This is a genomic window from Pseudomonas sp. P5_A12, from assembly GCF_056400685.1.
Genome location: NZ_JBFUKU010000065.1, coordinates 1 through 24,361, shown reverse-complemented (window position 1 = coordinate 24,361; position 24,361 = coordinate 1). Strand labels below are relative to the sequence as shown.

Annotated in this window: 22 protein-coding genes; 11 read left to right on the top strand and 11 right to left on the bottom strand. The window is 60.1% G+C overall.

All coding sequences use genetic code 11. The annotated features are described in order from the left end of the window. The first annotated feature begins 37 nt into the window (after positions 1-37). Both AC1DSG_RS11790 and AC1DSG_RS11785 read left to right on the top strand, forming a co-directional pair. Positions 38-958, top strand: a complete 921-nt coding sequence (locus AC1DSG_RS11790; protein ID WP_477791049.1) for a histone deacetylase family protein — start codon at positions 38-40, stop codon at positions 956-958. 296 nt (positions 959-1,254) lie between these two features. Next, positions 1,255-2,502, top strand: coding sequence for a TIGR03862 family flavoprotein (locus AC1DSG_RS11785; protein WP_477791048.1), 1,248 nt, complete (start codon positions 1,255-1,257; stop codon positions 2,500-2,502). A 63-nt stretch (positions 2,503-2,565) separates the two neighbouring features. Here the strand turns inward: AC1DSG_RS11785 and AC1DSG_RS11780 are convergent, their stop codons facing one another. Together AC1DSG_RS11780 and yedA are read right to left on the bottom strand one after the other, a co-directional pair. Then, the gene (locus AC1DSG_RS11780; protein ID WP_477791047.1) at positions 2,566-3,903 is read right to left on the bottom strand and encodes a DEAD/DEAH box helicase; all 1,338 of its coding nucleotides are present in this window, start codon (positions 3,901-3,903) and stop codon (positions 2,566-2,568) included. Between the two features lie 78 nt (positions 3,904-3,981). Further along, positions 3,982-4,908: a drug/metabolite exporter YedA gene (gene yedA, locus AC1DSG_RS11775; protein WP_477791046.1), complete on the bottom strand. Its 927-nt coding sequence runs from the start codon at positions 4,906-4,908 to the stop codon at positions 3,982-3,984. Between the two features lie 163 nt (positions 4,909-5,071). Here yedA and AC1DSG_RS11770 point away from each other — a divergent pair, with 163 nt between their 5' ends. After that, positions 5,072-5,530 (top strand): Lrp/AsnC family transcriptional regulator, encoded by a 459-nt coding sequence (locus AC1DSG_RS11770; RefSeq protein ID WP_477791045.1) that lies wholly within the window; start codon positions 5,072-5,074, stop codon positions 5,528-5,530. Between the two features lie 129 nt (positions 5,531-5,659). Here the strand turns inward: AC1DSG_RS11770 and AC1DSG_RS11765 are convergent, their stop codons facing one another. The 3 genes from AC1DSG_RS11765 to AC1DSG_RS11755 form a co-directional block, all read right to left on the bottom strand. Further along, entirely contained in the window at positions 5,660-6,265 is a 606-nt protein-coding gene (locus tag AC1DSG_RS11765; RefSeq protein WP_477791044.1) for a 3'-5' exonuclease, read from the bottom strand. Between the two features lie 22 nt (positions 6,266-6,287). Then, positions 6,288-6,767 (bottom strand): LabA-like NYN domain-containing protein, encoded by a 480-nt coding sequence (locus tag AC1DSG_RS11760; RefSeq protein WP_007946629.1) that lies wholly within the window; start codon positions 6,765-6,767, stop codon positions 6,288-6,290. 138 nt (positions 6,768-6,905) lie between these two features. Continuing rightward, entirely contained in the window at positions 6,906-7,664 is a 759-nt protein-coding gene (locus AC1DSG_RS11755) for a DUF2076 domain-containing protein (RefSeq protein WP_477791043.1), read from the bottom strand. Between the two features lie 178 nt (positions 7,665-7,842). On the opposite strand from AC1DSG_RS11755, the gene AC1DSG_RS11750 reads away from it, so the two are divergent. Together AC1DSG_RS11750 and AC1DSG_RS11745 are read left to right on the top strand one after the other, a co-directional pair. Beyond that, positions 7,843-8,517, top strand: coding sequence for a YciC family protein (locus tag AC1DSG_RS11750; protein ID WP_477791042.1), 675 nt, complete (start codon positions 7,843-7,845; stop codon positions 8,515-8,517). A gap of 66 nt (positions 8,518-8,583) precedes the next feature. After that, entirely contained in the window at positions 8,584-9,657 is a 1,074-nt protein-coding gene (locus tag AC1DSG_RS11745; RefSeq protein ID WP_477791041.1) for an endonuclease/exonuclease/phosphatase family protein, read from the top strand. A 63-nt stretch (positions 9,658-9,720) separates the two neighbouring features. On the opposite strand, the gene hrpB is transcribed toward AC1DSG_RS11745, so the two are convergent. Then, a complete protein-coding gene (gene hrpB, locus AC1DSG_RS11740; protein WP_477791040.1) occupies positions 9,721-12,237 on the bottom strand; it encodes an ATP-dependent helicase HrpB in 2,517 nt (838 codons plus the stop codon). Between the two features lie 362 nt (positions 12,238-12,599). On the opposite strand from hrpB, the gene AC1DSG_RS11735 reads away from it, so the two are divergent. Both AC1DSG_RS11735 and AC1DSG_RS11730 read left to right on the top strand, forming a co-directional pair. Beyond that, complete coding sequence (locus tag AC1DSG_RS11735) at positions 12,600-13,019, top strand: polyribonucleotide nucleotidyltransferase (RefSeq protein ID WP_477791039.1); 420 nt, start codon at positions 12,600-12,602, stop codon at positions 13,017-13,019. A 29-nt stretch (positions 13,020-13,048) separates the two neighbouring features. Beyond that, on the top strand, positions 13,049-13,942 hold the full coding sequence (locus AC1DSG_RS11730) for a cation diffusion facilitator family transporter (RefSeq protein ID WP_477791038.1): 894 nt from the start codon (positions 13,049-13,051) through the stop codon (positions 13,940-13,942). A gap of 53 nt (positions 13,943-13,995) precedes the next feature. On the opposite strand, the gene AC1DSG_RS11725 is transcribed toward AC1DSG_RS11730, so the two are convergent. Continuing rightward, positions 13,996-15,027 carry a DUF6515 family protein gene (locus AC1DSG_RS11725; protein ID WP_477791037.1) on the bottom strand — a complete coding sequence of 344 codons (1,032 nt, stop codon included), beginning with the start codon at positions 15,025-15,027 and terminating at the stop codon, positions 13,996-13,998. A 436-nt stretch (positions 15,028-15,463) separates the two neighbouring features. Here AC1DSG_RS11725 and AC1DSG_RS11720 point away from each other — a divergent pair, with 436 nt between their 5' ends. Together AC1DSG_RS11720 and AC1DSG_RS11715 are read left to right on the top strand one after the other, a co-directional pair. Next, the gene (locus AC1DSG_RS11720) at positions 15,464-15,943 is read left to right on the top strand and encodes an Lrp/AsnC family transcriptional regulator (RefSeq protein WP_477791036.1); all 480 of its coding nucleotides are present in this window, start codon (positions 15,464-15,466) and stop codon (positions 15,941-15,943) included. Positions 15,944-16,155: 212 nt separating this feature from the next. Continuing rightward, entirely contained in the window at positions 16,156-16,365 is a 210-nt protein-coding gene (locus AC1DSG_RS11715) for a DUF2788 domain-containing protein (protein ID WP_007946638.1), read from the top strand. Here AC1DSG_RS11715 and AC1DSG_RS11710 read toward each other — a convergent pair. From AC1DSG_RS11710 to AC1DSG_RS11695, 4 genes are all read right to left on the bottom strand, one after another. Then, positions 16,360-16,971: a pseudouridine synthase gene (locus AC1DSG_RS11710; protein ID WP_477791056.1), complete on the bottom strand. Its 612-nt coding sequence runs from the start codon at positions 16,969-16,971 to the stop codon at positions 16,360-16,362. The genes AC1DSG_RS11715 and AC1DSG_RS11710 overlap by 6 nt on opposite strands. Before the next feature lie 40 nt (positions 16,972-17,011). After that, a complete protein-coding gene (amn, locus tag AC1DSG_RS11705) occupies positions 17,012-18,511 on the bottom strand; it encodes an AMP nucleosidase (RefSeq protein WP_477791035.1) in 1,500 nt (499 codons plus the stop codon). Positions 18,512-18,704: 193 nt separating this feature from the next. Continuing rightward, positions 18,705-20,357, bottom strand: coding sequence for an acyl-CoA dehydrogenase family protein (locus AC1DSG_RS11700; protein ID WP_477791034.1), 1,653 nt, complete (start codon positions 20,355-20,357; stop codon positions 18,705-18,707). Between the two features lie 75 nt (positions 20,358-20,432). After that, positions 20,433-22,817 (bottom strand): hybrid sensor histidine kinase/response regulator, encoded by a 2,385-nt coding sequence (locus AC1DSG_RS11695; protein WP_477791033.1) that lies wholly within the window; start codon positions 22,815-22,817, stop codon positions 20,433-20,435. 421 nt (positions 22,818-23,238) lie between these two features. Between AC1DSG_RS11695 and AC1DSG_RS11690 the strand changes: the two genes are divergently transcribed. After that, positions 23,239-24,036, top strand: coding sequence for a hydroxymethylpyrimidine/phosphomethylpyrimidine kinase (locus AC1DSG_RS11690; RefSeq protein WP_477791032.1), 798 nt, complete (start codon positions 23,239-23,241; stop codon positions 24,034-24,036). A gap of 32 nt (positions 24,037-24,068) precedes the next feature. Next, a partial coding sequence (locus AC1DSG_RS11685) for a thiamine phosphate synthase (RefSeq protein WP_477791031.1) occupies positions 24,069-24,361 on the top strand: 293 nt, incomplete at its 3' end.

Sequence of the window (24,361 nt, the reverse complement as noted above, 5' to 3'; positions counted from 1 at the left end):
TGGTAGGATCCTTCTCTCATTCCTACATGAAATCATCATGCCGCTGCCGCTGATTTATCACGAAGACTACAGCCCCGAGTTCCCGGCGGATCACCGCTTCCCCATGGACAAGTTTCGCTTGCTGCGCGATCACCTTGTGGACAGCGGCCTGACCCGGGACGCCGACCTGCTGCGCCCGGAACTCTGCCCTGCTGAGATTCTCGCCCTCGCCCATGACGCTGCGTATATCGAACGTTACATGAGTGGCGAGTTGTCCCGTGAAGACCAACGGCGCCTCGGCCTGCCCTGGAGCGAAGCCCTGGCCCGGCGCACGGTGCGCGCGGTCGGCGGTTCGTTGCTGGCGGCGCAGCAGGCGTTGGAACACGGTTTGGCCTGTCACCTGGCGGGCGGCACGCATCACGCGCATTACGATTACCCGGCGGGCTTCTGCATCTTCAATGACCTGGCGGTGATCAGCCACTACCTGCTGGAAAGCGGCCGGGTGAATCGGGTGCTGATCTTCGATTGCGACGTGCATCAGGGCGACGGGACTGCACGCATCCTGCACAACACCCCGGACGCGGTGACCGTTTCCCTACACTGCGAAAAGAATTTTCCTGCACGCAAAGCCGAAAGCGACTGGGACATCCCGTTGCCCAAGGGCATGGGCGACGCCGAGTACCKGAAAGTGGTCGACGATGCGCTCAACTATTTGCTGCCGCTCTATCAACCGGACCTGGTGTTGTATGACGCCGGTGTCGATGTGCACAAGGACGACGCCCTGGGTTACTTGAAGCTGACGGACGAAGGCGTGGCGGCGCGTGATGAAAGCGTGATGCGTCATTGCCTGGGCCGGGATATTCCGGTGGTCGGGGTGATTGGTGGCGGTTACAGCAAGGACCGCAAGGCCCTGGCGCGCCGACATGGCATCCTGCATCACAGCGCGCAGCGGGTCTGGCAGTCATCAGGTTGTCATTGAACCGTGGGTCTTTACCCACAATGCCTGTGGAACTGCCTGTGGATAACCTGAGTGAAAGGGCCTGCAGCCCTTACCGCGTATAGCTTACACAGCGCTGGTTGTTTTTTAACCAGATCTTGAACCCCCCACAAATCCCCTGTGGGAGCGGCGGTGCGACGATTCGACTTGCTCGCGAAGGCGTTAGCACAGTCGACATCAATGTTGAATGTACCGCCGCCTTCGCGAGCAAGCCCGCTCCCACATAGACCTGTGCTGGTAGAATGCCCGCCTTATTCCGCCAAACCGCAGTGCACTTAATGACCCAGCCCTCGACCTCCTCCCCCCCTCACGTCGCCATCATCGGCGGTGGCCCCGCCGGCCTGATGGCGGCTGAAGTGTTGAGCCAGGCCGGGATCAAGGTCGACCTGTACGACGGCATGCCTTCGGTGGGACGCAAATTCCTGCTGGCCGGAGTCGGCGGCATGAACATCACCCATTCCGAAGCCTACCCGGCGTTTCTCTCGCGCTACGCCGAGCGCGCACCGCAGATTGCCCCGCTGCTGCGATCCTTTGGCGCCAACGCACTGTGCCAATGGATTCATGACCTGGGCATCGAAACCTTTGTCGGCAGTTCCGGCCGGGTTTTTCCAACCGACATGAAAGCGGCGCCGCTGCTGCGCGCCTGGCTCAAACGCTTGCGAGATGCCGGCGTAGTTATCCACACCCGTCACCGCTGGCTGGGCTGGAATGCCGACGGCAGCCTGAACGTGTCGAGCCCCGACGGTGAAAAAAGCCTGACACCTGACGCCACACTGCTGGCCCTCGGCGGTGGCAGTTGGTCGCGCCTCGGTTCGGATGGCGCGTGGATGCAGCCGCTGGAACAACGCGGTGTGGGACTTGCCCCGTTGCAACCGAGCAATTGCGGCTTCGAGGTGCAGGCCTGGAGCGAATTGATGGTCAGTAAATTCGCCGGTGCGCCGCTGAAAAACATCGCCATCGGCCTCAATGACGACGCGCCACGGCTCGGGGAATGTGTGATCACGGCGACCGGAATTGAGGGCAGCCTGATCTACGCCCTGTCCTCACCGATCCGCGAAGCCATCAACCTCAACGGTTGCGCGACCATTCATTTGGACCTGCTGCCGGGCAAGCCTGTGGATAAAGTGCAGGCAGCGCTGAGCAAGCCGCGCGGTTCACGTTCGATGTCCAAACACCTGCACAGTCAGCTGGGTATAGATGGGGTTAAAGCAGCATTGTTGCGTGAACTGACGCCGATTGACTGCTTCAGTGACCCGGCGTTGCTCGCCAAAGCGATCAAGGCATTGCCGCTGACGCTGGTGAAAACCCGCCCACTGGACGAAGCCATCAGCAGCGCCGGGGGCGTGATGTTTGAGTCGATGGATGAACGCTTGATGCTCAAGCAGTTGCCTGGCGTGTTCTGCGCGGGGGAGATGCTGGATTGGGAAGCGCCGACGGGCGGCTATCTGCTGACCGCGTGTTTCGCCAGTGGGCGTGCGGCGGGGATGGGGATGGTGGGATGGCTCAGAAGCAGCGGCAAGTTTTAAGCTACAAGCTGCAAGTTAATGGCTTTTAACTTGCAGCTTGTAGCTTGCAACTTATAGCTGCTTTTAAGGCTTCTTCTTACGCGGTCCAGTATTGAACACCGGCACTTTACGCACAGGCTTGATCGAAGGCTCCGGCGCCGAAGCATCCCCGCTCTCTACCCACTTGCCCAGGTTGCGCTTGCCGCCGCCACTTGAGGTCTTTGGCTTCTTCGGCTTTTTCGGCTTCTTGACCACCTGACCGCTGGCATCGGTATCCGGTACGCGGTGTTCAGGCTCAAAGTCATGCTCCATCTGCCGAGGCAATGTCTGACGGGTCAACGTCTCGATGGCCGACAGCAGATTCACTTCATCGGCGCACACCAGCGAAATCGCCTGCCCGGTGTTACCCGCACGGCCGGTACGACCGATGCGGTGGATGTAGTCTTCCGCCACAATCGGCAGGTCGAAGTTGACCACCAGCGGCAAGTCCTCGATGTCCAGACCACGGGCCGCAACGTCGGTGGCGACCAGGATCTGCACTTCGCTGGCCTTGAATCGGTCCAGTGCGCGCTGGCGCGTGGCCTGAGGTTTGTCGCCGTGGATGCCGTCGGCATTGATGCCCAAGCCCTGGAGTTTTTCCACCAGTGCGTCGACACCGTTGCGGGTCTTGGCGAACACCAGCACCTGCTTCCACTTGCCTTTGCGCAGCAAGTGAACGAACAGCTCCGGCTTGCGCTTCTTGTCGACGGTCACGACCCACTGTTTAACCGTGTTGGCGGCGACGTTACGCGGGCTGACTTCGATGCTCAGCGGATCGTTGAGCATCTGCCCGGCCAGGGTGCGGATCGCATCGGAGAACGTCGCCGAGAACAACAGCGTCTGACGTTTCTTCGGCAGTGCCTTGTAAATGTTGCCCAGCTCTTCAGAGAAGCCCAGATCGAGCATACGATCGGCTTCGTCCAGCACCAGGGTTTGCAGCTGATTGAACTTGAGTGCGTTCTGACGGAACAGGTCAAGCAAGCGGCCCGGCGTGGCCACCAGCAGGTCGACGCCTTTGCGCAGTTTCATCATTTGCGGGTTGATGCTGACGCCGCCGTACACCGCATAAGTGCTCAACGGCAGGTTCTCGGCGTACTGACGCACGGCTTCGTGAACCTGTTCCGCCAGCTCGCGGGTCGGCACCAGAATCAGTGCGCGTACGGAGTTGGCGGTGACTTTCGGCCCTTCCATGGCCAGCAATTGCAGGAGCGGCAACGCAAATCCGGCGGTCTTGCCGGTGCCGGTCTGGGCGGCAGCCATCAAGTCACGACCGGCCAGCACCGCCGGAATGGCTTGCGCCTGAACCGGCGTCGGGGTCTGGTAGCCGAGCGTCTCGAGAGAGCGCAGCAAGGGTTCGATCAGGCCAAGGGTGGCGAAAGTCATGGGATTACCGTAGGAAAATTCAGCGCGGGTTTTTCAAAACAAGTGTGCAAAACAAGATGCAATGGCGCGCAGTTTACCCTAATTCACACGGGATTCTGTCGGCGCGACTACAGCCGGCTGCTCAGGCGCCCGACGCCACTGCGGCAAACCGATCAACACCACGGCGCTGATGATTACCAGCATCGCCAGACCTTCTTCGATGCCAATGGTCTCGCCAACAAACACGATACCCAACAACACCGCCACGGCCGGGTTGACGTAGGCATAACTGGTCGCCGCCGCCGGACGCACGTTTTTCAACAGATACATGTACGCGTTGAACGCGATAATTGAACCGAAGAACGTCAGATACGCCAAGGCCGCCCACCCTTCGATCGGTGGCAGGGCTTGCAGATGTTCGCCGCTCAGTGCGCTGCCGATCAGCAGCACCACACCGCCAACCAGCATTTCTACAGCACTGGCCATCGCCCCCTGGGGTAACGGCAAGTGTTTGCTCCAGACCGAACCGAACGCCCAAGAAGCCGCCGCCAGCACCAGCAAGGCCGCGCCCAACGGGCTCGATTGCAGGTTCGAGCCGAGATTCAACATGGCAATGCCGATCAACCCGAGCACAATCCCGGCCCATTCGAGACGGGTATTACGCGCGCCCCAGAAATATCCGCACAACAAGGTAAACAACGGCACCGTCGCAATAGCCAAAGCGGCCACACCGGAGGCCACCCCCATGTGTTCGGCCACAGTGACTCCGCCGTTACCGCCAGCGAGCAGCAAGACCCCGATCATGCCGGCCGCTTTCCACTGTGCCCAGGTCGGTGCCGGCGCGCCGCGCCAGCGCAGGAAGGCATACATCAGCGTCCCGGCGACCACAAAACGGATTCCGGCGAGCAACAACGGCGGCCAGTATTCCACACCGATGCGGATCGCCAGATAGGTTGATCCCCAAATCACGTACAGCGCGAAAAAAGCAGCGATCAACGGTAAGGGAAAACGACGTAAGCCAGGCATGAGCAGCTCGATGACAGGACAATGTGAACAACTATTCTAGAAAGGCCAACGGCGAAAAATAAGTTACAAAACCTGTTTATAGCGCCGGTACACTTTTCAAAACACGGAGATCGGCGTTATAAACCGTGCTTTCGAAAGTCAGTCATTTTTCAGGTGTACGACGATGGATAAATACGACCGCATGCTCCTCGGCGCCCTGCTGGAAAACGGCCGTGCGTCTTACGCCGACCTCGCGCGCAAGGTCAACCTGTCCGCCCCGGCCGTGGCCGAGCGCGTGGCCAAACTGGAAGCCAGTGGCGTGATTACCGGTTACCAAGCGAAAGTCGACATGGCCAAGCTCGGTTTGCCGATCCAGTGCGTGATCGAACTGCGCCTGAACCAGCATGGCAATCAAAAGGCCTATGACGACTTGATCAAAATCCCGCAATTGACCGAGTGCCACCGGGTTACCGGCGATCCGTGCGTCATCATGCAAGCGGCGGTGGGATCGATGCCGGAGCTGGAGGAGTTGATTAACAAGATTGCCAAGTTCGGGTTCAGCAAGACGTCGATTGTGCTTTCGAGTGCGATTGAAAAGCGCGTGCCGTTGGGGCACATCGAAGGCAATGGCAAACAAACCTGAAATCAACACATATCAATGTGGGAGCCAGCCTGCTGGCGATTGCGGTGGTTCAGCCAACCAAGAGGTTGAATGACACACCGTAATCGCCAGCAGGCTAGCTCCCACAAGGGTGACTTGCAGGACTCGGGATTAGCGGTAGCGCTGGAGGTGTTCGGTTACTTTCGCCGCCGGCACTTTCTGCAACTTGCACAGCAAATCATGGGACAACTCGCGCAACCCATGCTTGCGCCGCAACTCTTCAGCCAAATGCGCCGTCAGGTTGGCGGCCATTTCAGCATCGGCCATGGCCCGGTGCGCCTTGCCAGTATTGGGCAGGTTAGCGAAGGTGGTAAGGGTGCCGAGCTTGTGGTTCGGCGCCGCAGGCATCAGCCGGCGGGCTAGCAGCAGCGAGCAGGCAAAGTTCTGCAAACGCGTGCGCTTGATCCGCCCCAACTCAAAGTCCCAGAACTTCTGGTCGAACGCCGCGTTGTGCGCCAGCAGCGGCGTGATGCCAACAAACTCGTTGACTTCGTTCATCACCTGCTCCGCCGACGGCGCGGTGCGCAGCATGGCGTTGCTGATGCCGGTGAGTTGCTCGATGAAAGCCGGTACGCGCACGCCGGCATTCATCAGGCTCTGGTAACGCTCGACGATGCGTCCCTGTTCAAGAATCACCACGGCAATTTCCGTGGCCCGGCAGCTGCTGCTCGGGGAGATCCCGGTGGTTTCAAAGTCGATGACTGCTATGCGTTCCAAACCTGTTTCAACTCCGTAAAAATCAATTCTTGAGCAGCAACGCGCCTTCGATGGGCACGTAACGGCTGGCAGCGCGGATCAGCGAATTGGCGGTCAGGCCCGGTACGCCATAGGCCACCGCTTGCACCCCGTGTTTGCTGATGATGCGCTCCAGCAGCATGTCAAAATCACCGTCGCCGGAAGCCAGCACGACTTCGTCGACATGATCGGCGGCGTCCATGATGTCCAGGGTGATGCCCACGTCCCAGTCGCCCTTGGCCGAACCGTCGCTGCGCTGGATGTAGGGTTTGAGCTTCACGGTGAAACCAAGATTGCGCAAAATCTGCTGAAACTGCTGCTGCTTGCTGTCACCACGATCGATCGCGTAGGCATAGGCCTCGACGATCTCGCCCTGCTTGCTGATGTCAGCCCACAAAGCGGCGTAGTTGAAGTGGCAGCCATAGGCCTGACGCACGGTGTAATAGAGGTTTTGAACATCGGCGAACACTGCGATTTTTTTCACCGCGGACTTCCTCTTGGCGCACAGGCGCGCAGGCGAAATCAGGCACCGGGCCCGAAAAGTCGCCCAGTATGCCAGCCCGAAGGATTGTTCCGCGAATAATCGGCCCGGGGCACGGTCGCGCCCCGGACGAATGGCGTGTCAGACGAAGGAATCGTCGTCACCGCCGAAGAACGATGAATCGTCATTGCTGTAATCAGTGTCGGCAAAACCGCCTTGATCGCTGGAGTTATCAGCCATACGCTGATCATCGCCCCAGCCATTGCCGCTCTGATCGCTGACCTGAGCCGGCTCTTCCTTGATCACTTCAACCACTTCTGGCTGCTGATTGTGATGGAACAGGCTGCTGATGCCCTGAGCCAGCATCACGCCACCTGCCACGCCGGCGGCAGTCTTCAGCGCACCACCGAGAAAACTGCCGCCCGCCGCCGGAACTTGCTGTTGCGGGGCGTAGTTTTGCTGTGGAGGCGCGGAACCAAAGTTCTGCTGGGGTGGCTGCGAATTGAACGATGGCCGCGCCGGTTCGCGCCAGCCGCCCGTGGACGGCGCTGCACTCTGGGCCGGTGCTGGCTGCGGATCTCGGGCACTGCTACCGAAGATGCTCGACAAAAAGCCACCACCGCTCGATGCCGGTGCCGCTGTCTGAGCCTTGGCCGATTGCAGTTCAGCCTGCAATTGTTGAACTTGCCGGGTCAGTTGTTTGTTCTGTTCGTCGAGGCTCTTGATGGCGGCTTCTTGAACCAGAATTGCCTGGGTCATGAAATAGCCGGCCGCAGGCTGGCGAGTCAGGTGTTCCTTGATCCGCCCCTCAGCCTGGGCATCGCGCGGGGCTGAATCCGATTCGGCCTGTTGCAGCCGGGAAAACAGTCCATCGATCAGGGTTTGTTCTTCGCTGTTCATGGCGACCTCGTAGATTGCCGGGAAAATCGTTGTCCTTTTCCGATGAGGATAAGGTGCTCCACCTTAATGGAGGCTGAAACAAGTCGTTTCAACGACCTTTACCTTACGTTTACGTTTGCGCCACAAAGGGGTTCATCGGTTAAAGTGGGCCACTGCGTCCAACCAGCGATACCGACTGATGAATCCGTTAGATGTACTGCGAGACTCCCTGTATTTCTTCAAGCGCAATCTGGGCCAGATCGTGCAGCTGTGCCTGCCGCTGGTGATCTTCGAGTCGCTCCTGCAACTAGTGGTCGACCACTCTACCGAGCCGGACAGTTTTCCCGGCGTCAGTGTGATCGTCGGCTTGCTGGTTTATCCGCTGTACACCGCCGCCCTGATTCTGTTTCTCGACGCCCGCAGCCGTGGCGAATCGCCGGGCAATCGCGCTTTGCTATCGAGGGCCGCTTACCTGTGGCCGCGCTTCGCCTTGCTGACCGCGCTCAATACCCTGCTGATCCTGCTCGGCCTGTCGCTGTACTTCCTGCCCGGTATCTATCTGATGGTAACCCTGGCGTTCGGCGAATACCTGCTGGTGCTGCGAGGCCTGGCGCCGCTGGCGGCCATGAAAGAAAGCCTGCGCCTGACCCGTGGTCATTTCATGCGCATTCTGGTGTGCATTTTGTGCGTGATGGGGCCGTTGTGGCTGCTAAAGGGCGCAACGCTGGCGGTATACCCCGAACCGCAGAACCCAGTGATCTCGCTCCTGATCGACAGTGCCCACAGCTTCCTGCAACTGTTCACCAGCGTGGTGCTGTTCCGCCTGTTCATGCTGATCTGCGAAGAGCCCCGGAGGATTGATGGACCGCTCTAACCGTGGGCTTCGGCGCGGCGCTCGGTTATGCTCAGGGCCATCTTTTGTAACGCTATAAGCCGAGCCATGACCCGTCTACTGCGCTACACCCTGCCGAGCCTGTTGATCGTGATCGGGGTCATCACCCTGATCTACAACCTGACCTGGCGCCCCGACGCCAGGGAAGTGGTGCCGGTCAGCTGCACGGTTCAAGCGCCAACCCTAGTCCAAGGTCAGGCGCTAAAGGTGATGACCTGGAACGTTCAGTACCTGGCGGGCAAACGCTACGTGTTCTGGAACGACCTGGCGCAGGGTGAGGACGAGAGGCCGACACTGGAAGATATGGCTTTCAGCCTAGACGAAGTGGCGCGGGTAATTCGCGACGAAAACCCCGACATCGTGTTGTTGCAGGAGCTCGATGACAACGCCAAGACCAGCGATTACCAGAACCAGTTCAAGCTCCTGCAAGAGCGGGTCGCCGACCTGTATCCATGTAGCGCCCGTGCCTTCGACTGGAAGGCCGAATTCGTACCGCAGCCGCACATTTTCGGCAGCGTTGGCCGGCAACTGGTAACGCTCAGCCGCTACCAGATCGGACACGCCGAACGCCTGCAATTGCCGGTCGAACCGGCCAACGTGATCAGCCGTCAGTTCAAACCGAAAAACGCCCTGTTGGCGACTTATCTGCCGTTGAACGACGGCGGTCAGATGGCAGTTCTCAATACCCATCTGGACCGCGCCCTCCAGCCTGACGAAACGTTGCAAGCCCAAGTAACGGCTATTGCCAAAGTCCTCGACAAGTTCGAAAGCCTTGGCACACCGTGGCTGATCGGTGGCGACTTCAATCTGTTGCCGCTGGGGCAATTTCGCCGACTGCCCGACGAACAGCGCACGCCCTACTCCGACGACAGCGCGCTACACGTGCTGTGGGACAAGTACCCGATGATCCCGACGAACAACGAAGCCAGTGGCGTCGATCGGGCACTGTGGCTGACGCACTACCCGAATGATCCGGGCTTGAATGGCCCGGACCGCACTGTTGATTACCTGTTCTACAGTCCGCGCATCAAAAGGGTCGAGGCGACGGTGAGGCAGGACGATACGTTGCGCATCTCCGATCACTTACCGGTGATTGCGCGGTTCCTGTTGCCCGCCAACTAACGATGCAAAACCACCTGTGGGGGCGGGTTTGCTCCCACAGGGTTCTTCGCAGTTATTGAGGGACTATTTACGGGGCTTGATCCGCGCAGTCGCTTCGGCCACCAATGGATCATCCGGCCAGTAATGCTTCGGATACCGCCCCTTCAAATCTTTCTTCACCTCGGCATACGTGCTGCGCCAAAAGTTCGCCAGATCCTGCGTCACCTGCACCGGCCGCCGCGCCGGGGACAGCAGATGCAGCTTCACCACTTGCCGGCCACCGGCAATCCGTGGGGTCTCGGCCAGGCCGAACAGCTCCTGCAATCGAACCGCCAGAATCGGCGGTTGCTCGCTGTAATCCAGACGAATCGATGAACCTGACGGCACGCTCAAATGATGCGGTGCCAGCTCATCGAGCCGTTGCGGCAGCGGCCACGGCAGCAGGTTATGGACGATGCTCGACAGGTCCAGGTTCGCGAAGTGGCTGAGCCGCGAGACTTTGCCCAGGTACGGCATCAGCCACTGTTCGAGGCTTTTGAGCAGCGCGGCATCGCTGACATCCGGCCATTCACTGTCGCTTTTGCTGTTGAGGTCCAATTGGCGCAACAGGGCAACCCGCGCCTGCCACTGACGCAACTCCGGTGTCCACGGCAACAGCTCCAGACCTTTACGCCGCACCAGATTCACCAATGCCTGGCTGCGAGCAGTTTCATCGAGACCGGTCAACGGTTCGCGGCTGAGGATTAACTCGCCCACCTTGCGCTGCCGCTCGGCACGCAACACGCCTTCGCGTTCGTCCCAATCCAGTTGATCGACAACGCGCACTTGCTCGGCGAGCACCGAATCGAACAGCGCCGGATCGAAATCCGTCGCCAGATAAATCCGCTCCTCACGCTGGCCCTGACGACTGCCGAGATCGGCAATCACCAACCACGATTGTTTCATCAGGCTGTCAGCCTCGGCGAACAACGCAGCGCGTCCGTTGGCCAAACGATATTCCGCACCACCGGCACGCCGTTGCTGGGCAACACGGTCGGGATAGGCCAGCGCCAACAGCGCGCCGAGCCAGCGCGGGTGATCCGGATCGCTGACCGGCTCCGAGGCTTTTCCGCGCAGAAAACCGCGATACTGCCGCGCCAGTTGCCGGGCCCGTTGCACGCCGCCCTGAGCCCCCCGCGCAGCGCGCTCTTCACCGGACAACAGCACCAAACGGCTGTGCAAGTCGGCGCCCGCACCGCGCAAAATATCCCGTTCGCCAAGCAATGCCGCAACATCGCAGGCCATGTCAGCCAAGCCTAGCGCCTGACCGCGCAACAACAAATGCGCGATGCGTGGATGCGCCGGCAGTTCGGCCATGGCCTGACCGTGGCGAGTCAGCGCTTCACCGTCCAATGCGCCCAGTCGATCCAGTAAATCCTGCGCCTGTGCATAAGCGGCGGCCGGAGGTACATCCAGCCAAACCAACTGACCCGGCGTCACGCCCCAACGACCGAGTTGCAACGCCAGGCCGGCGAGGTCCGCCGAAAGAATTTCCGCACTGGCATACGCCGCCAGTTGCTCGTGCTGATCCTGCGACCACAGGCGATAACACACGCCCGGCTCCAAGCGCCCTGCCCGGCCCGCACGCTGAGTGGCGCTGGCCTTGGAGATACGTTGGGTGTCGAGACGGGTCATGCCGCTGCCGGGATCGAATCGCGGCACCCGCGCCAACCCGGCATCGATCACCACCCGCACGCCATCGATGGTCAGGCTGGTCTCGGCGATGTTGGTCGCCAGCACCACCTTGCGCTTGCCGGCCGGTGCCGGATCAATCGCCGCGCGTTGGGCATTCAGGTCCAGTTCACCGTGCAACGGGCAGAGCAGCACCTGCGAGTTCTCACCCAACGCATCGGCCAATTGTTGATGCACACGACGGATTTCCGCCTGCCCCGGCAGGAACACCAGAATACTGCCGGTTTCGTCATTCAAGGCTTCAAGGATGGTCTGCACCAGCCGCGGCTCGATGAATTCACCGGGTTGAAACGGCCGCCCCCAGCGCATTGCCACCGGGTACATGCGCCCTTCACTGCGCAGGATCGGCGCGTCGTCGAGCAACCCGGCCAGGCGCTCGCCTTCCAGGGTTGCCGACATCAAAAGAATTTTCAGTGGCTGATCGTCGCGAAACAGCTCCCGGCCATTCAGGCTCAGGGCCAACGCCAGATCGGCGTCGAGGCTGCGTTCGTGGAATTCGTCGAAGATCAGCAGCCCCACGCCTTCCAGCGCCGGGTCATCCTGCAAACGGCGCGTGAGAATGCCTTCGGTAACCACTTCAATACGGGTGTTGGGGCCGACCTTGCTGTCCAGCCGAATCCGATAGCCGACGGTTTCACCGACTTTCTCGCCCAATTCACTGGCCAACCGCTCCGCCGCCGCCCGCGCTGCCAACCGGCGCGGTTCAAGCATCAGAATGGTCTGCCCGGCCAGCCAGAACTCGTTGAGCAAGGCCAAGGGCACGCGGGTGGTTTTACCGGCGCCGGGCGGTGCTTCGAGCACAGCTTCGTGGCGTGTCGCCAAGGCTTCACGCAGGGCGGGTAAAACTTCATCAATCGGCAAAGAAATCATGCTGGCTCCCCAGGGCGTGCCCACAGTAAATTGCGAGTCACGTTGAAGCTGTGGGCGTGCCAGGCAAGGTGCGGGACGCAGGTAAGGGTCGTTTCCTTGCCAAGTCCCGCAACGCAGCATGGCGCGTCCACAGCTTCAGCCCGGAGGGCCGAACCCCGATAACCTTCATCAGCCGTTGCGCGTTGTCGATCTGAAAAAAACAACATCAATCCTCAACTATCCCAATGGGGGTGAGACGCGGCCGCAATTTACTGTGGGCACGCCCTGCCGGCGCGAGTATAACGGCGAACTGCCCGGCGTTTATCACGGTCCTAATTCACAACGACGTCGCTTCGTTTTCCAAATGACCCAGGAGATTTCATATGCGTGTTCCCTTTCGCCTGATTGGCGGTGTATTGGTCGCAACCCTACTGACCCAGGTTACCGCTTGCGGCTCGATTTTCTTCCCCGACCGCCGTGGGCAGATTGACGGCAAGATCGACCCGGTCGTTGCGGCGCTGGATGCCGTGGGCCTGCTGTTCTACATCCTCCCCGGCCTGATCGCTTTTGCGGTCGACTTCGCCACCGGTGCGATTTATCTGGAGCCGGGCAAGACCGCTCATGTAGCCCCGGAAAAACTCAAGGAAGCGATCAGCGCCGACGGCAAAGTCGATAACCACAAGTTGCAGACTATTCTCGAAACAGAACTGGGCCGCAGCTTCCCACTGGACGACCCACGCCTGATTCAACACAAGGGCAGCGCCCAGCAACTGGCGATGTTCGGCCTGCAACCCGCCGCGTAATCCGTGCACAGGAAGGAAAACCCGCACCTATGATTTCCAGCTCCGAACACGCCCGCCTGCTGCGGCTGGCGACCCGCGCCTCGGTGGCGGTGGCGTGTACGCTGATCGTCGCTAAAGCCGTCGCCTGGTGGTTGAGCAGTTCGGTGAGCATGCTCGCCGGGCTGACCGACTCGGCGCTCGACGGCGTCACGTCGCTGCTCAACCTGCTGGCGGTGCATTACGCCTTGCGCCCGGCCGATGACGATCACCGTTACGGGCATGGCAAGGCCGAGTCGCTGGCAGGTATGGCCCAGGCGTTGTTCATTGGTGGCAGTGCGGTGTTGATTGCCTTGCAGGCGTTTGAACGACTGCAACATCCGCAGCCTGTGGGCGCGCCGTGGATCAGCATCGGGGTGATTGTGCTGTCCCTGGTGCTGACGCTTGCGTTGCTGATGTTGCAACATCGCGTCGTCAAGGCGACAGGTTCCAACGCAGTGCGCGCCGACTCACTGCATTACCGCTCGGACATGCTGCTCAACGGCAGCATTCTGGTGGCGCTGGTGCTGGCCGGGTTTGGCTGGCATCAGGTCGACCCTTGGTTCGGCCTGGGGATTGCCGCGTACATTCTGTGGAGCGCGATTCAGATCGCACGGGAAAGTTTTACCGTGTTGATGGATGAGGAACTGCCGCCGGACGTCAGTCAGCACATGCTTGAACTGGCGTGCAGCGTGCCGGGGGTTTTGGGTGCGCATGATCTGCGCACGCGGGTTTCCGGTAGCCAGTGGTTCGTGCAATTGCATCTGGAATTGCCGGGGGATTTGACCTTGTCAGTCGCCCATGGCATCAGCGATCAGGCCGCCGATGCGATTCACGCCGCCTACCCGCGAGCCGAAGTGCTGGTGCACGCCGATCCTATGAAAGCAGCTTCGAGCTACAAGCCTTAAGCTTGAAGCTTGAAGCTTGAAGCTTGAAGCTTGAAGCTTGAAGCTTATATCTGCTACTGAACCTGATAACCGCGACTGCTCAGGCAGTTGCCTTGGGCCTGGCGATAGTTTTGAACCACCGATGGGTCCGGTTGATAGGTCGCGGTTCGCGGGTCGAAGCCACTCTGCTGCACCGCGTATTGATAGCACTCGTAACCATCCTGATTGACCTGCTCCGCCGACTGCCCGTTGGCCGGATACGCCTCCACGTCATATCCGTTGCTGGCGATTTGCGGCTGCTGTTGCGGTTGCAAGGTGCCAGCCGGTGGTTCGACTACGACGTAATCCCGGGTGCTCTCCTCATAGGCGTAATACGAGCCTGCCGCCAGGAACAGCACCGACCCGCCGATCAACACCTGCTCTGCGTAATCCGGCAAATAGCTGACGCGAATCCCACGCGGCGGTTCAACCACCACATAGCGTGGGCCCAGCGGGCGATACCAGTAACCACCGGAGTAGAAATAATCCATGCCACGGTAAGGCACTCGGTACTCGCGGTCCGGGAAACGGTCGATCACGTGTCCCGGGCGATATTGCGGGCCGGGGCCCCAGCCATTACCGTGGCCACTCGGGCGACCTTGCCAATAAATGTCATTGGATGGAGCGCCGATATAACCGTTCCAGCGCTGGTTGTTGTCGTTGCGTCGCGGCATATCCTGATAGTAACCACGCTGCGGCGGCTGGGTCTGGTGCACAGTGTCGGGCCGGGGCTGGATCGGCAGGTCATTGGCCGGCAGTTGTGGCGGGGGCGGAGGCGATCGAATCGGATTGTTGAAGTCAGGCTGCGGACGGCTCTGCCACTGACCATTGTTCTGAGTCTGGCTGTTGTGCTGGAACTGGCGGTTGTTTTCGCCACGATTGACTTCATTGTTTTGCGKGGGCGGCTGATTATTACCGCCATGGCCCTGACCGTTTCCCTGTTGGCTGTCCGCCCCATGCTGACCACCATCGGGCCCACGGTTTTGCTGATCATCGGCCAGCGACTGCGCAGTGACACTGACACACAACAAACCAACACCGGCTAAACGCCAGATGCGCGATTTCATGCTTTTCCTCACTGCGGGTTAGGGCCTGAACGTAAGACTGGGAAAGCACAGGCCGGTTCTGCAACAGGTTATCAGTCACGAAACTTATTTATGGAGGCCGAGCAATAAATTGCGAGCAAGAAAAAGGGGAGACCCGTCGGCCTCCCCTTGAGAACTTCGTCCGTGCTCGACGCTTTTGACGTCGGCTCACCTCACGCCGTCTTCTGGACAGTGTGCAGCTCGGGGGCCGGCACATCCCCGGTGGGGGGTGGCGACCGCGGCTGGCCTGATTGGGCGAGCCGCTGTGGACTGTTTGTCCGAGCAGTGATTCTGGTGATAAGAATAGGCCTGAGACGCCAGCAGAGGATTGCGAAGATTGCTCAATTAAACATCACTTGCGCAATTTTTAACCCTGGATAGATAATCTGCCGCAATAGTTATGACAAAGGACTGATTGATGAGCAAACTCGACCGATACGACTTGAGCATTTTGGCGGAATTGCAGCGTGACGCGCGCATCTCCAACCAGGAACTGGCCGAACGCATCGGCCTGTCGCCCTCGCCATGCTCGCGCCGGGTCAAGCAACTGGAGGACGACGGCTACATCTCCCGTCAGGTCGCCCTGCTGGACCGCAAGATGCTCGGTTTGAGCCTGACGGCTTACGTGCTGATCGGTATGGACCGGYACACGCCGGAACGATTCGAGAACTTCGAAGCGGCGATTCGTACCTTGCCGCAGGTGCTGGAGTGCAGCCTGGTGACGGGCATGGATGCCGACTATCAGTTGAAGGTGGTGGTGCCGGACATGGATCACTATCAGAAACTGCTGCTGGGGCATTTGACGCGGATTGAAGGGGTGACCAGTGTGCGGTCGAGTTTTGTGTTGAATCAGGTGCTCAACAGTACCGAGCTGCCGTTGACTCATCTGCGCAGCTGAAACCGCCTTCGCTGGCAAGCCAGCTCCTACAGAATGGGTGTGGACCGCAATTTCGCGGCCGACACAACTCTTGTAGGAGCTGGCTTGCCAGCGAAGAGGCCGGTACAGGCGACGAATGACTGCGACACACCGACGCAGGTCAATACTTCGCCAATTCCCCGTGGCGTATACTCCCCGCGCCCTTTTAGCCCCGCCCGCGCTGGAGAAGTACGATGGATCCTGCAGTATTTGAAGAGTGGATGATGACTGGCCTGGTCAGCATCCTGATCATTTTCATGGGTTTCATCGTCTGGGATCTGGCGAAGAAGTCCAAGGCCGGGCGCTTTGGCTCGCTTATTCTGTTCTTTGTCCTGGGGCTGGGCGTGGCCGCGTTCATCATCAAGAGCGTAGTGATCGGCCTGATCGAGTCCGGCACGTTATAAACGCGCCGGCACTTCTTTCCACTGGCCCTGATCGAGCCCTTCGATCGTCCAGTCGCCGATCCTGACCCGCACCAGACGCAATGTCGGCAAGCCGACCGCCGCCGTCATGCGCCGCACCTGACGGTTTCGCCCTTCGCGAATCACCAGCTCCAACCAGCTCGTCGGCACGCTTTTGCGAAAGCGCACGGGCGGGTTGCGGGGCCACAGTTCAGGCTCTTCAAGCTGCCGCGCCTCGGCCTGCAAGGTCATGCCGTCGTTCAGTTCGACACCATCGCGCAAATGCTGCAATTGCTCGGCACTCGGCTCGCCTTCCACCTGCACCCAATAGGTCTTGGCCAGTTTGTGCTTCGGGTCGGCAATCCGCGCCTGTAGCTGACCATCGTTGGTCAGCAGCAGCAAACCTTCGCTGTCACGGTCCAGACGTCCTGCCGGGTAAATCCCCGGGATGTCGATGTAATCCTTGAGCGTCGCCCGCCCTTCGCCGTCGCTGAATTGCGTCAGCACATCGAACGGTTTGTTGAACAGAATCAGCTTCGGCTCGGCAGGCGGCGCTTTGGCGACACGGCGCGGGGCTGAGGACGGACCACTGCGGTGGAAATAATCGATGGCACGCCCTGCCCTGACCGCCAAATGACCATGACAACCGTTAGCGGAACGGCGGTTCGTCGAAGCTGCGCAGTTTGCGCGAGTGCAGCGAGTTGAGTTCGGTGCGCAACAGATCGACCGCCTCGATGCCGATCTTCAAGTGCTGGCTGACCGCGCGCTCATAGAAGGCGTTGGCCGAACCCGGCAGCTTGATTTCACTGTGCAACGGTTTGTCCGAGACACATAGCAGCGTGCCATACGGAACCCGCAAGCGATAACCTTGCGCCGCAATGGTGCCGCTTTCCATGTCCACCGCCACGGCGCGAGACAGGTTGATCAGCGGACGTTCCTGCGCCCAACGCAACTCCCAGTTACGGTCGTCGTAAGTCAGTACGGTGCCGGTGCGCAGGCGTTTTTTCAGCTCGTCGCCTTTTTCGCCTGTGATGTTGGCTGCCGCTTGCTGTAAGGCCATCTGCACTTCGGCCAAGGCCGGAATCGGAATGTTCGGCGGCACGACCCGGTCGAGAATCCCGTCGCGGCGCATGTAAGCGTGCGCCAGTACGTAGTCGCCAATGGTCTGCGACTGACGCAAGCCGCCACAGTGGCCGATCATCAGCCAGCAATGCGGACGCAGCACGGCCAAGTGGTCGGTGATGTTCTTGGCGTTGGACGGGCCGACGCCGATATTCACCAGCGTCACGCCGTGGCCATCGCTGGCGATCAGGTGATAGGCCGGCATCTGGTAACGGTGCCAGACCACACCTGCGGCAATCGCCGAGGCTTCGCCGTGGTCCATGCTTTTTTCGATGATCACATTGCCCGGCAAGACCATCCGCACAAAACGCGGGTCGCTGCGCAGTTGCTCCAGGCCATGGACGATGAACTGGTCAACGTAGCGGTGGTAGTTGGTCAGCAGGATCCAAGGCTGCACATGACGCCAATCACTGCCGGTGTAATGCACCAGTCGACGCAGGGAAAAGTCCACCCGCGCGGCGTCGAACAGCGCCAGCGGCAGCGGGTCGGTGTTTTCCCAATCGTACAAGCCATCGGCGATGCCATCGGTGGCGGCCGACAAATCGGTACTCGGGAACACCCGCGCCAGCACGGCAGCGGTCACACCGGAGCCGGCCAGTTCATCGCCCTGCTCGACCACGTACGGATAAGGAATGTTCTGCTGGCTGACGCCGACTTCGACGGTCACGGTGAAGTCGTGCATCAATGKCACGAGCTGTTCCAGCAGGTATTTACGGAAAGCGGCCGGATGGGTAACGGTGACGCTGTAGGTCCCTGGCAGTTGAACCTTCGCATAGGCGCGCGTGGTCTGCGGGACTTCGCCCTGGCAGTGATAGGTCAGACGCAGTTCGGGATAACGAAACATCGCACGCTGTTCAGCGTCCGGCTCAACTCGATCCTTGAGGTAACGCTTGAGCGCCTGATTCAGCGCGGTGGTTGCACGATTGTGCAAGAGCGCAAGCCGGTCCACGGCTTGCTCGGCGGTTTGAACGACAATAAAAGCTTCGGTCACGATCAGCATCCTGAGTTCTGACTTGCAGACCTTCATCTTGCCTGCATCGTCGCTTCACGGGAACAGTGGTGGCAACACAAATGCCAAGTCCAGCGCAGAACCAATGTGGGAGTGACGGTCCGGCGATCCGACCTGCTCGCGATGGCGGTGTGTCAGCCAACAGCAATGCAGGATGTTAAACCGCTATCGCCGGCAAGCCGGTCTCACTCCTACAGGGGTTCTGTGTCTTTCACATAAGCGGAGTCGACCGGGCCACAATCGCCTCCACCTCCACCTCCAGCCCACGCGGCAACGCGCCATACACTCGCCCGGCAGTACCAAGGCGACTGGCAATAAACCCATCACTGACCGCCGCATTCCCCGCCTCCAGCAACAGCTTGGCTTGAAGCCCCAAGGCGATGTCTTCGGTAAGTTGCCGAGCGCGGTATTGAATATCGCTGGTGTCCTTGAATGCCGCCTGCAACTGACTGATGTGCGCGGCCAGGCGTTTGTCACCATGACCATCGCCCAGCTCGCTGAATAGCACATCAAGCACACCCGGTTCTTTCGACAGCGCCCGCAGCACATCCAGGCACTGCACGTTGCCGGAACCTTCCCACGTCGAGTTGACCGGTGCTTCACGGTACAGGCGCGGCAGGATGCTTTCTTCGACGTACCCGGCGCCGCCCATGCATTCGGCGGCTTCGTTGATCATCGCGGGCGCGCGTTTGCAGATCCAGTACTTGCCCACCGCCGTCACCAATCGAGCGAATTTCGCTTCATGGCTGTCGTCCAGATGATCCAGCGCCTTGCCCATGCGCAGGCTCAACGCCAAGGCCGCTTCGCTTTCCAGTGCCAGGTCGGCGAGTACGTTTTGCATCAACGGCTGTTCGCTGAGCAATTTGCCGCCGACCGAGCGGTGAGCGCAGTGATGGCTGGCCTGGGTCAGGGCCTGGCGCATCAATGCGCTGGAGCCGACCATGCAATCGAAGCGGGTCATGGCGACCATTTCGATGATGGTTGGCACACCCCGCCCCTCCTCTCCGACCATCCACGCCAGCGCGCCACGAAACTCCACTTCGCTGGAGGCGTTGGAGCAATTACCGAGTTTGTTTTTCAGGCGCTGAATGTAGAACTGATTGCGCGTGTCGTCGGGGCGATGGCGCGGCAGCAGGAAACAGGTCAATCCCTTATCGGTCTGGGCCAGGGTCAGGAAGGCATCGCACATCGGTGCCGAACAGAACCACTTGTGACCGACCAGTTCGTAAGCCTGGCCCGGACCGCCGACACCGACCGGATACGCCTTGGTGGTGTTGGCGCGCACGTCGGTGCCGCCCTGCTTCTCGGTCATGGCCATGCCGATGGTCACACCGGCCTTGTGCGCCATGCCGACGTTACGCGGGTCGTATTCCGTAGAAAGGATTTTCGGCAGCCACTGCTCGGCCAGATCCGGTTGCAGGCGCATCGCCGGAACGCTGGCAAAGGTCATGGTCAATGGGCAACCGCTGCCGGCTTCGGCCTGGCTGTGCAGGTAACTCATGGACGCTCGGGCCACATGCGCACCGGACTGCGGATGTGCCCAGGGCAATGAAGTCAGCCCGTGCTCGACCGCGGTGCGCATCAATTGGTGATAGGCCGGGTGGAACTCCACTAAATCAATGCGGTGCCCGTAACGGTCATGGCTGACGAATACCGGTTTGTTTTGGTTGGCCAGAAACCCGGCCTCCATCAGCGGCCCGCCCGCCAGTGCACCATACGCGTCGATCCGCGACTCGGCCCAACCGGCCCCGAACCGCCGCGACCATTCTTGCAACGGCAAGTCGATGCGATAAAGGTTGGTGCCGTCCAGCGACGGTGGCTGGTTGGTGACTTCGTGGGTTTCGGCGAACTGATGCAGGTTCATGACGGGGGCTCCTTTGGCTCAGCCAAGGAAGTCAGTTAAGCACTGCCCCGAGACCGAACAAAGTGGCATATCCGCCTAAATGTCGGCGCTTTCGCCCTGCCTCGGACACAGCACCCGGCGATAGAGCGCTGACTGCAAGTCTTCGAATTTCACCGGTTTGTTCAGGTAATCGATCAAGTCGCCGGTCGGGCAATGTTCTCGATCAGCACTCAGAACCACCAAGAACACCGGCAACTCGCCGCAGCCCGGCAAGGCGCGAATCTGGCAGCACAGGGAGATGCCGTCTCGGCGTGGCAACTGACAATCGACCAGCACCGCATCAAAAGTTTCACGCTGCAACTGATCGAGTGCGGTCAGGCCATTGTCGGCGGAACGCACCCGGAACCCGAGCTTGAGCAACATGCCGCGCATCACTAACTGATTGACGTTGTTGTCATCCACCAGCAATACGCTGCAATCCTGAGGCAAGCGCAAACGCGCAGGATCGCCGCTCATCAACGGTACGGGCGGGCGCTCTACAACCGGCACTTCAAAGTCGATATCAAGCTGGAAGCGGCTGCCACTGCCCGGCTCGGAGCGGTGCGTCAGGCGCCCGCCGAGCAGTTCGACCAGTTGCCGACAAATCGCCAGCCCCACGCCCAAACCGCCGTATTCGCGAGTCATTGAACCGTCGAGCTGGAAAAAACGCTGATACAGCGTCGCCTCCCCCAGATCAGTGAAGCCGATACCCGTGTCGATCACCGCAAACGACAATGACAACCGACCATTTTCCACCGGTTTGCCCGTCACCCGCAGCGCCAGGCCGCCGACCCGAGTGAACTTGATCGCGTTGTCCAACAGGCATTCCAGGCATTGCGTCAATTTGGCGCTGTCACCGTGCAAGCGATCCGGCAGTCCCGGGGTTACGTCAACTTTGAAGTCCAGCGATTTGCTCGAGGCGTTGCCCTCGAACTGCGCGCGCAAGGCATCGACCACGCCCCGCAAGCTGAACGCGGCCGGGGAGACCTTGAGCTTGCCGGCCTGCAATTCGGTCAGGGTCAGGATGCCATTGACCATGCGCATCATGTCCCGCGCGGAACCGGCAGCGGTTTGCTGGTATTGCTCCAGCTCCGGGTCCATCTCGACGGTCTGCATCAACTCCAACGAACCAATCACACCGTTCATGGGGGTGCGTAATTCGTGGGTCAGGGTGGCAAGGAATTCATCTTTAAGCTGGTTACTGTGAGCCAGTTGCTGGTTCAGCACTTCGRGTTTTTGACCCGCATCAAACAGCGTTTGTGCTTGCTGCTCGCGCATGGCGTTAATGCGGTCAGCCAGAGCCAGCGACAGCAAGGCGACTTCTATCGCTGAGCCGATCTGGCTCGAATACATGGTCAGGAACACGTTGGGCAGGTAACCCAGCACCATCAGCGTATTGACGATGCCACCGAGCAAAAATGCCGACCAGGCAATGATGAAGTAGCGCGCGACACGCAGACCGCGCAACCAGGCACACAGCCCGGCGGCGAAAATCACCACCGTGAAGCTCAAGGCCAAGGCCGTAGCCAGACGCAAGGCCAGGGCGTAACTGGCCATCAATGACAGGCCGATCACCGCCGCGCTGAATGCAATCAAGGCCAGCAGCAAGCGATCGAGCCAGCGTCCGTAAGACCCTGTCTGCAAGAAGCTACGGGCGAACTGGCTGCCGAACAGCCCGGCGCAACCGATGAAGAACGGTGTGGCGGCGTTGGCCCACCACGGGTTGTCCGGCCAGAAATACTCCACGGCCGCGCCATTGACCGACAGCTGATACAACCCGAACGAGGCAATATAGAAGATGTAATAGAGGTAGCTGGTGTCGCGCACGCTGAGGTAGATGAACAGGTTGTAAACCAGCATCCCCAACAACACGCCATAAATCAGCCCCAACACATAAAGTCGCACCGGCTGTTCTTCGAGGAAAGCGGTGCTCGACCACAAGGTGACCGGAGCCTGGATCGAGCCTTCACTTTGCAGGCGCAGGTACACCGTTTGTGCCTGGTCAGGGGTGAAATTCAAATCGAACAGGTAGTTGTTCTGGCGGATCGCGCGCGTGGCAAACGGCAAGGCATCGCCGGTCTGCCGCACCAACTGATAGCTGCCGGCAGCATCGGGCAAGTACAGATCAAGGTGATCAAGGGGCGGATAGGCCAGTTCGAGCAGCCAGGTGCGTTGCGCGTCGGGGTTTGTCGGGCGGTAATGCAGGTCGATTTTCAGCCAGAAAACCGAACGCGAATATCCCGCGTTGAGCGTCGCTTTGTCGTGGATTTTGAAATTTCCGGCCGCGGCTTGCGCGCGAACATCGGCGATGGTCGCCTGACCACCCGCGTCTTCGAACACTTGCAGGCTTCGGCCCAAGGGCAGGCTTTGAGTGAACTCGTCAAACTCGACGGCGCTCGCCATGAGGGGCAAGCAAAGCAGCAACATCAGCAAATAGCGCATTTAAGCCCCAGCGTGGCCTGTCCGGTTATCTCAGGAAGCCCCTCATTCCTTTTGAGTAGACGTAAAACCGGCATTACCTGTTATTGGTTTGGATCCACTCTAGCATAGCCGTTGATGGCCTTTGAACACCATTGAAAAATTTACAACAAAGGCTCTAGAACGGGCGTTTCAGCCACATAAATTGTGAAAAGCCAGCTTGTTTGATCAAGTTATAAACAATGCATCGGCCGTTTTACACATTCCTGTAGCTGGCGAAGCCTGCGTCCGACTGCGCAGCAGTCGTAAACTCAGGCAACTCGGTGAATCAGGCAAACTGCATGGGCAAGTTTGACGACTGGTTCGCTGTCGGACGCAGGCTTCGCCAGCTGCTACACGGTCCGTCTCATGACTCGTTGGTCGACTGGTGGTAAGCTCGCGCACCATGAATATCTACAGCTCTCGCCCCGTTGTCCTCTGTCTCTCCGGCCACGACCCAAGTGGTGGCGCCGGCTTGCAGGCAGATATCGAAGCCCTGCTCGCTCAGGGTTGTCATGCGGCCCCGGCCGTCACCGCCCTGACCGTGCAAGACACAGTCAACGTCACTGACTTTCGCGTCCTCGACCGCGAGTGGGTGTTGGCCCAGGCCAATGCCGTACTCGACGACTCCGAAGTCGCCGCGGTCAAACTGGGCATGCTCGGTTCCCTGGAGATGGTCGACACCGTAGTCGAACTGCTCTCGGCGCACCCGCACCTGCCAGTGGTCTGCGACCCGGTGCTGCGCGCCGGCGGTGGCGGGCGACTGGGCAAGGACGAAGTCGGCTATGCCATGCGCGAACGTCTGCTGCCACTTTCGATCATTGCCACCCCTAACCTACCCGAAGCCCGCATCCTCGCCGAACTGCCCGAAGGCACCGCCGACGAGTGCGCCGAAAAACTGCTGCCATTCGTCAAACACCTGCTGATCACCGGCGGCCATGGCGACGAACACGAAATCCATAATCGCCTGTACAGCCGCGACGGCCACCGCGCCACCTTCACCTGCCAGCGCTTGCCCGGCAGTTATCACGGTTCCGGTTGCACACTGGCCAGCGCCCTGGCCGGTCGTCTGGCCCTGGGCGAAAACCTCGTCAGCGCCGTACAGACCGCGCTTAACTACACATGGCGAACCCTGCGTGATGCGGAGCAATTGGGCAAAGGCCAGTTCGTGCCGCGCCGTCTGCCGCTGGATTTCTGTTCGTAACTTTCTATTTGTCATGCGGTGAGGCTTGTGCGATGAAACTACGTGGCCTGTACGCTATTACCGACCGCCAATTGCTGGCCGGTAAACTGCTTGAGTACGTGGAGGCGGCGCTGGAAGGCGGCGTCATCCTGCTGCAGTACCGCGACAAGAGCAGCGACGAGGCCCGACGCCTGCGCGAGGCCGAAGCCTTGCGCGATCTGTGCGACCGCTATAAAACCCAGCTGATCATCAATGACGATGCCGAACTTGCCGCACGCCTGAATGTGGGCGTGCACCTGGGCCAGACCGACGGTCCGTTGTCGCCGACCCGCGCCCTGCTCGGCTC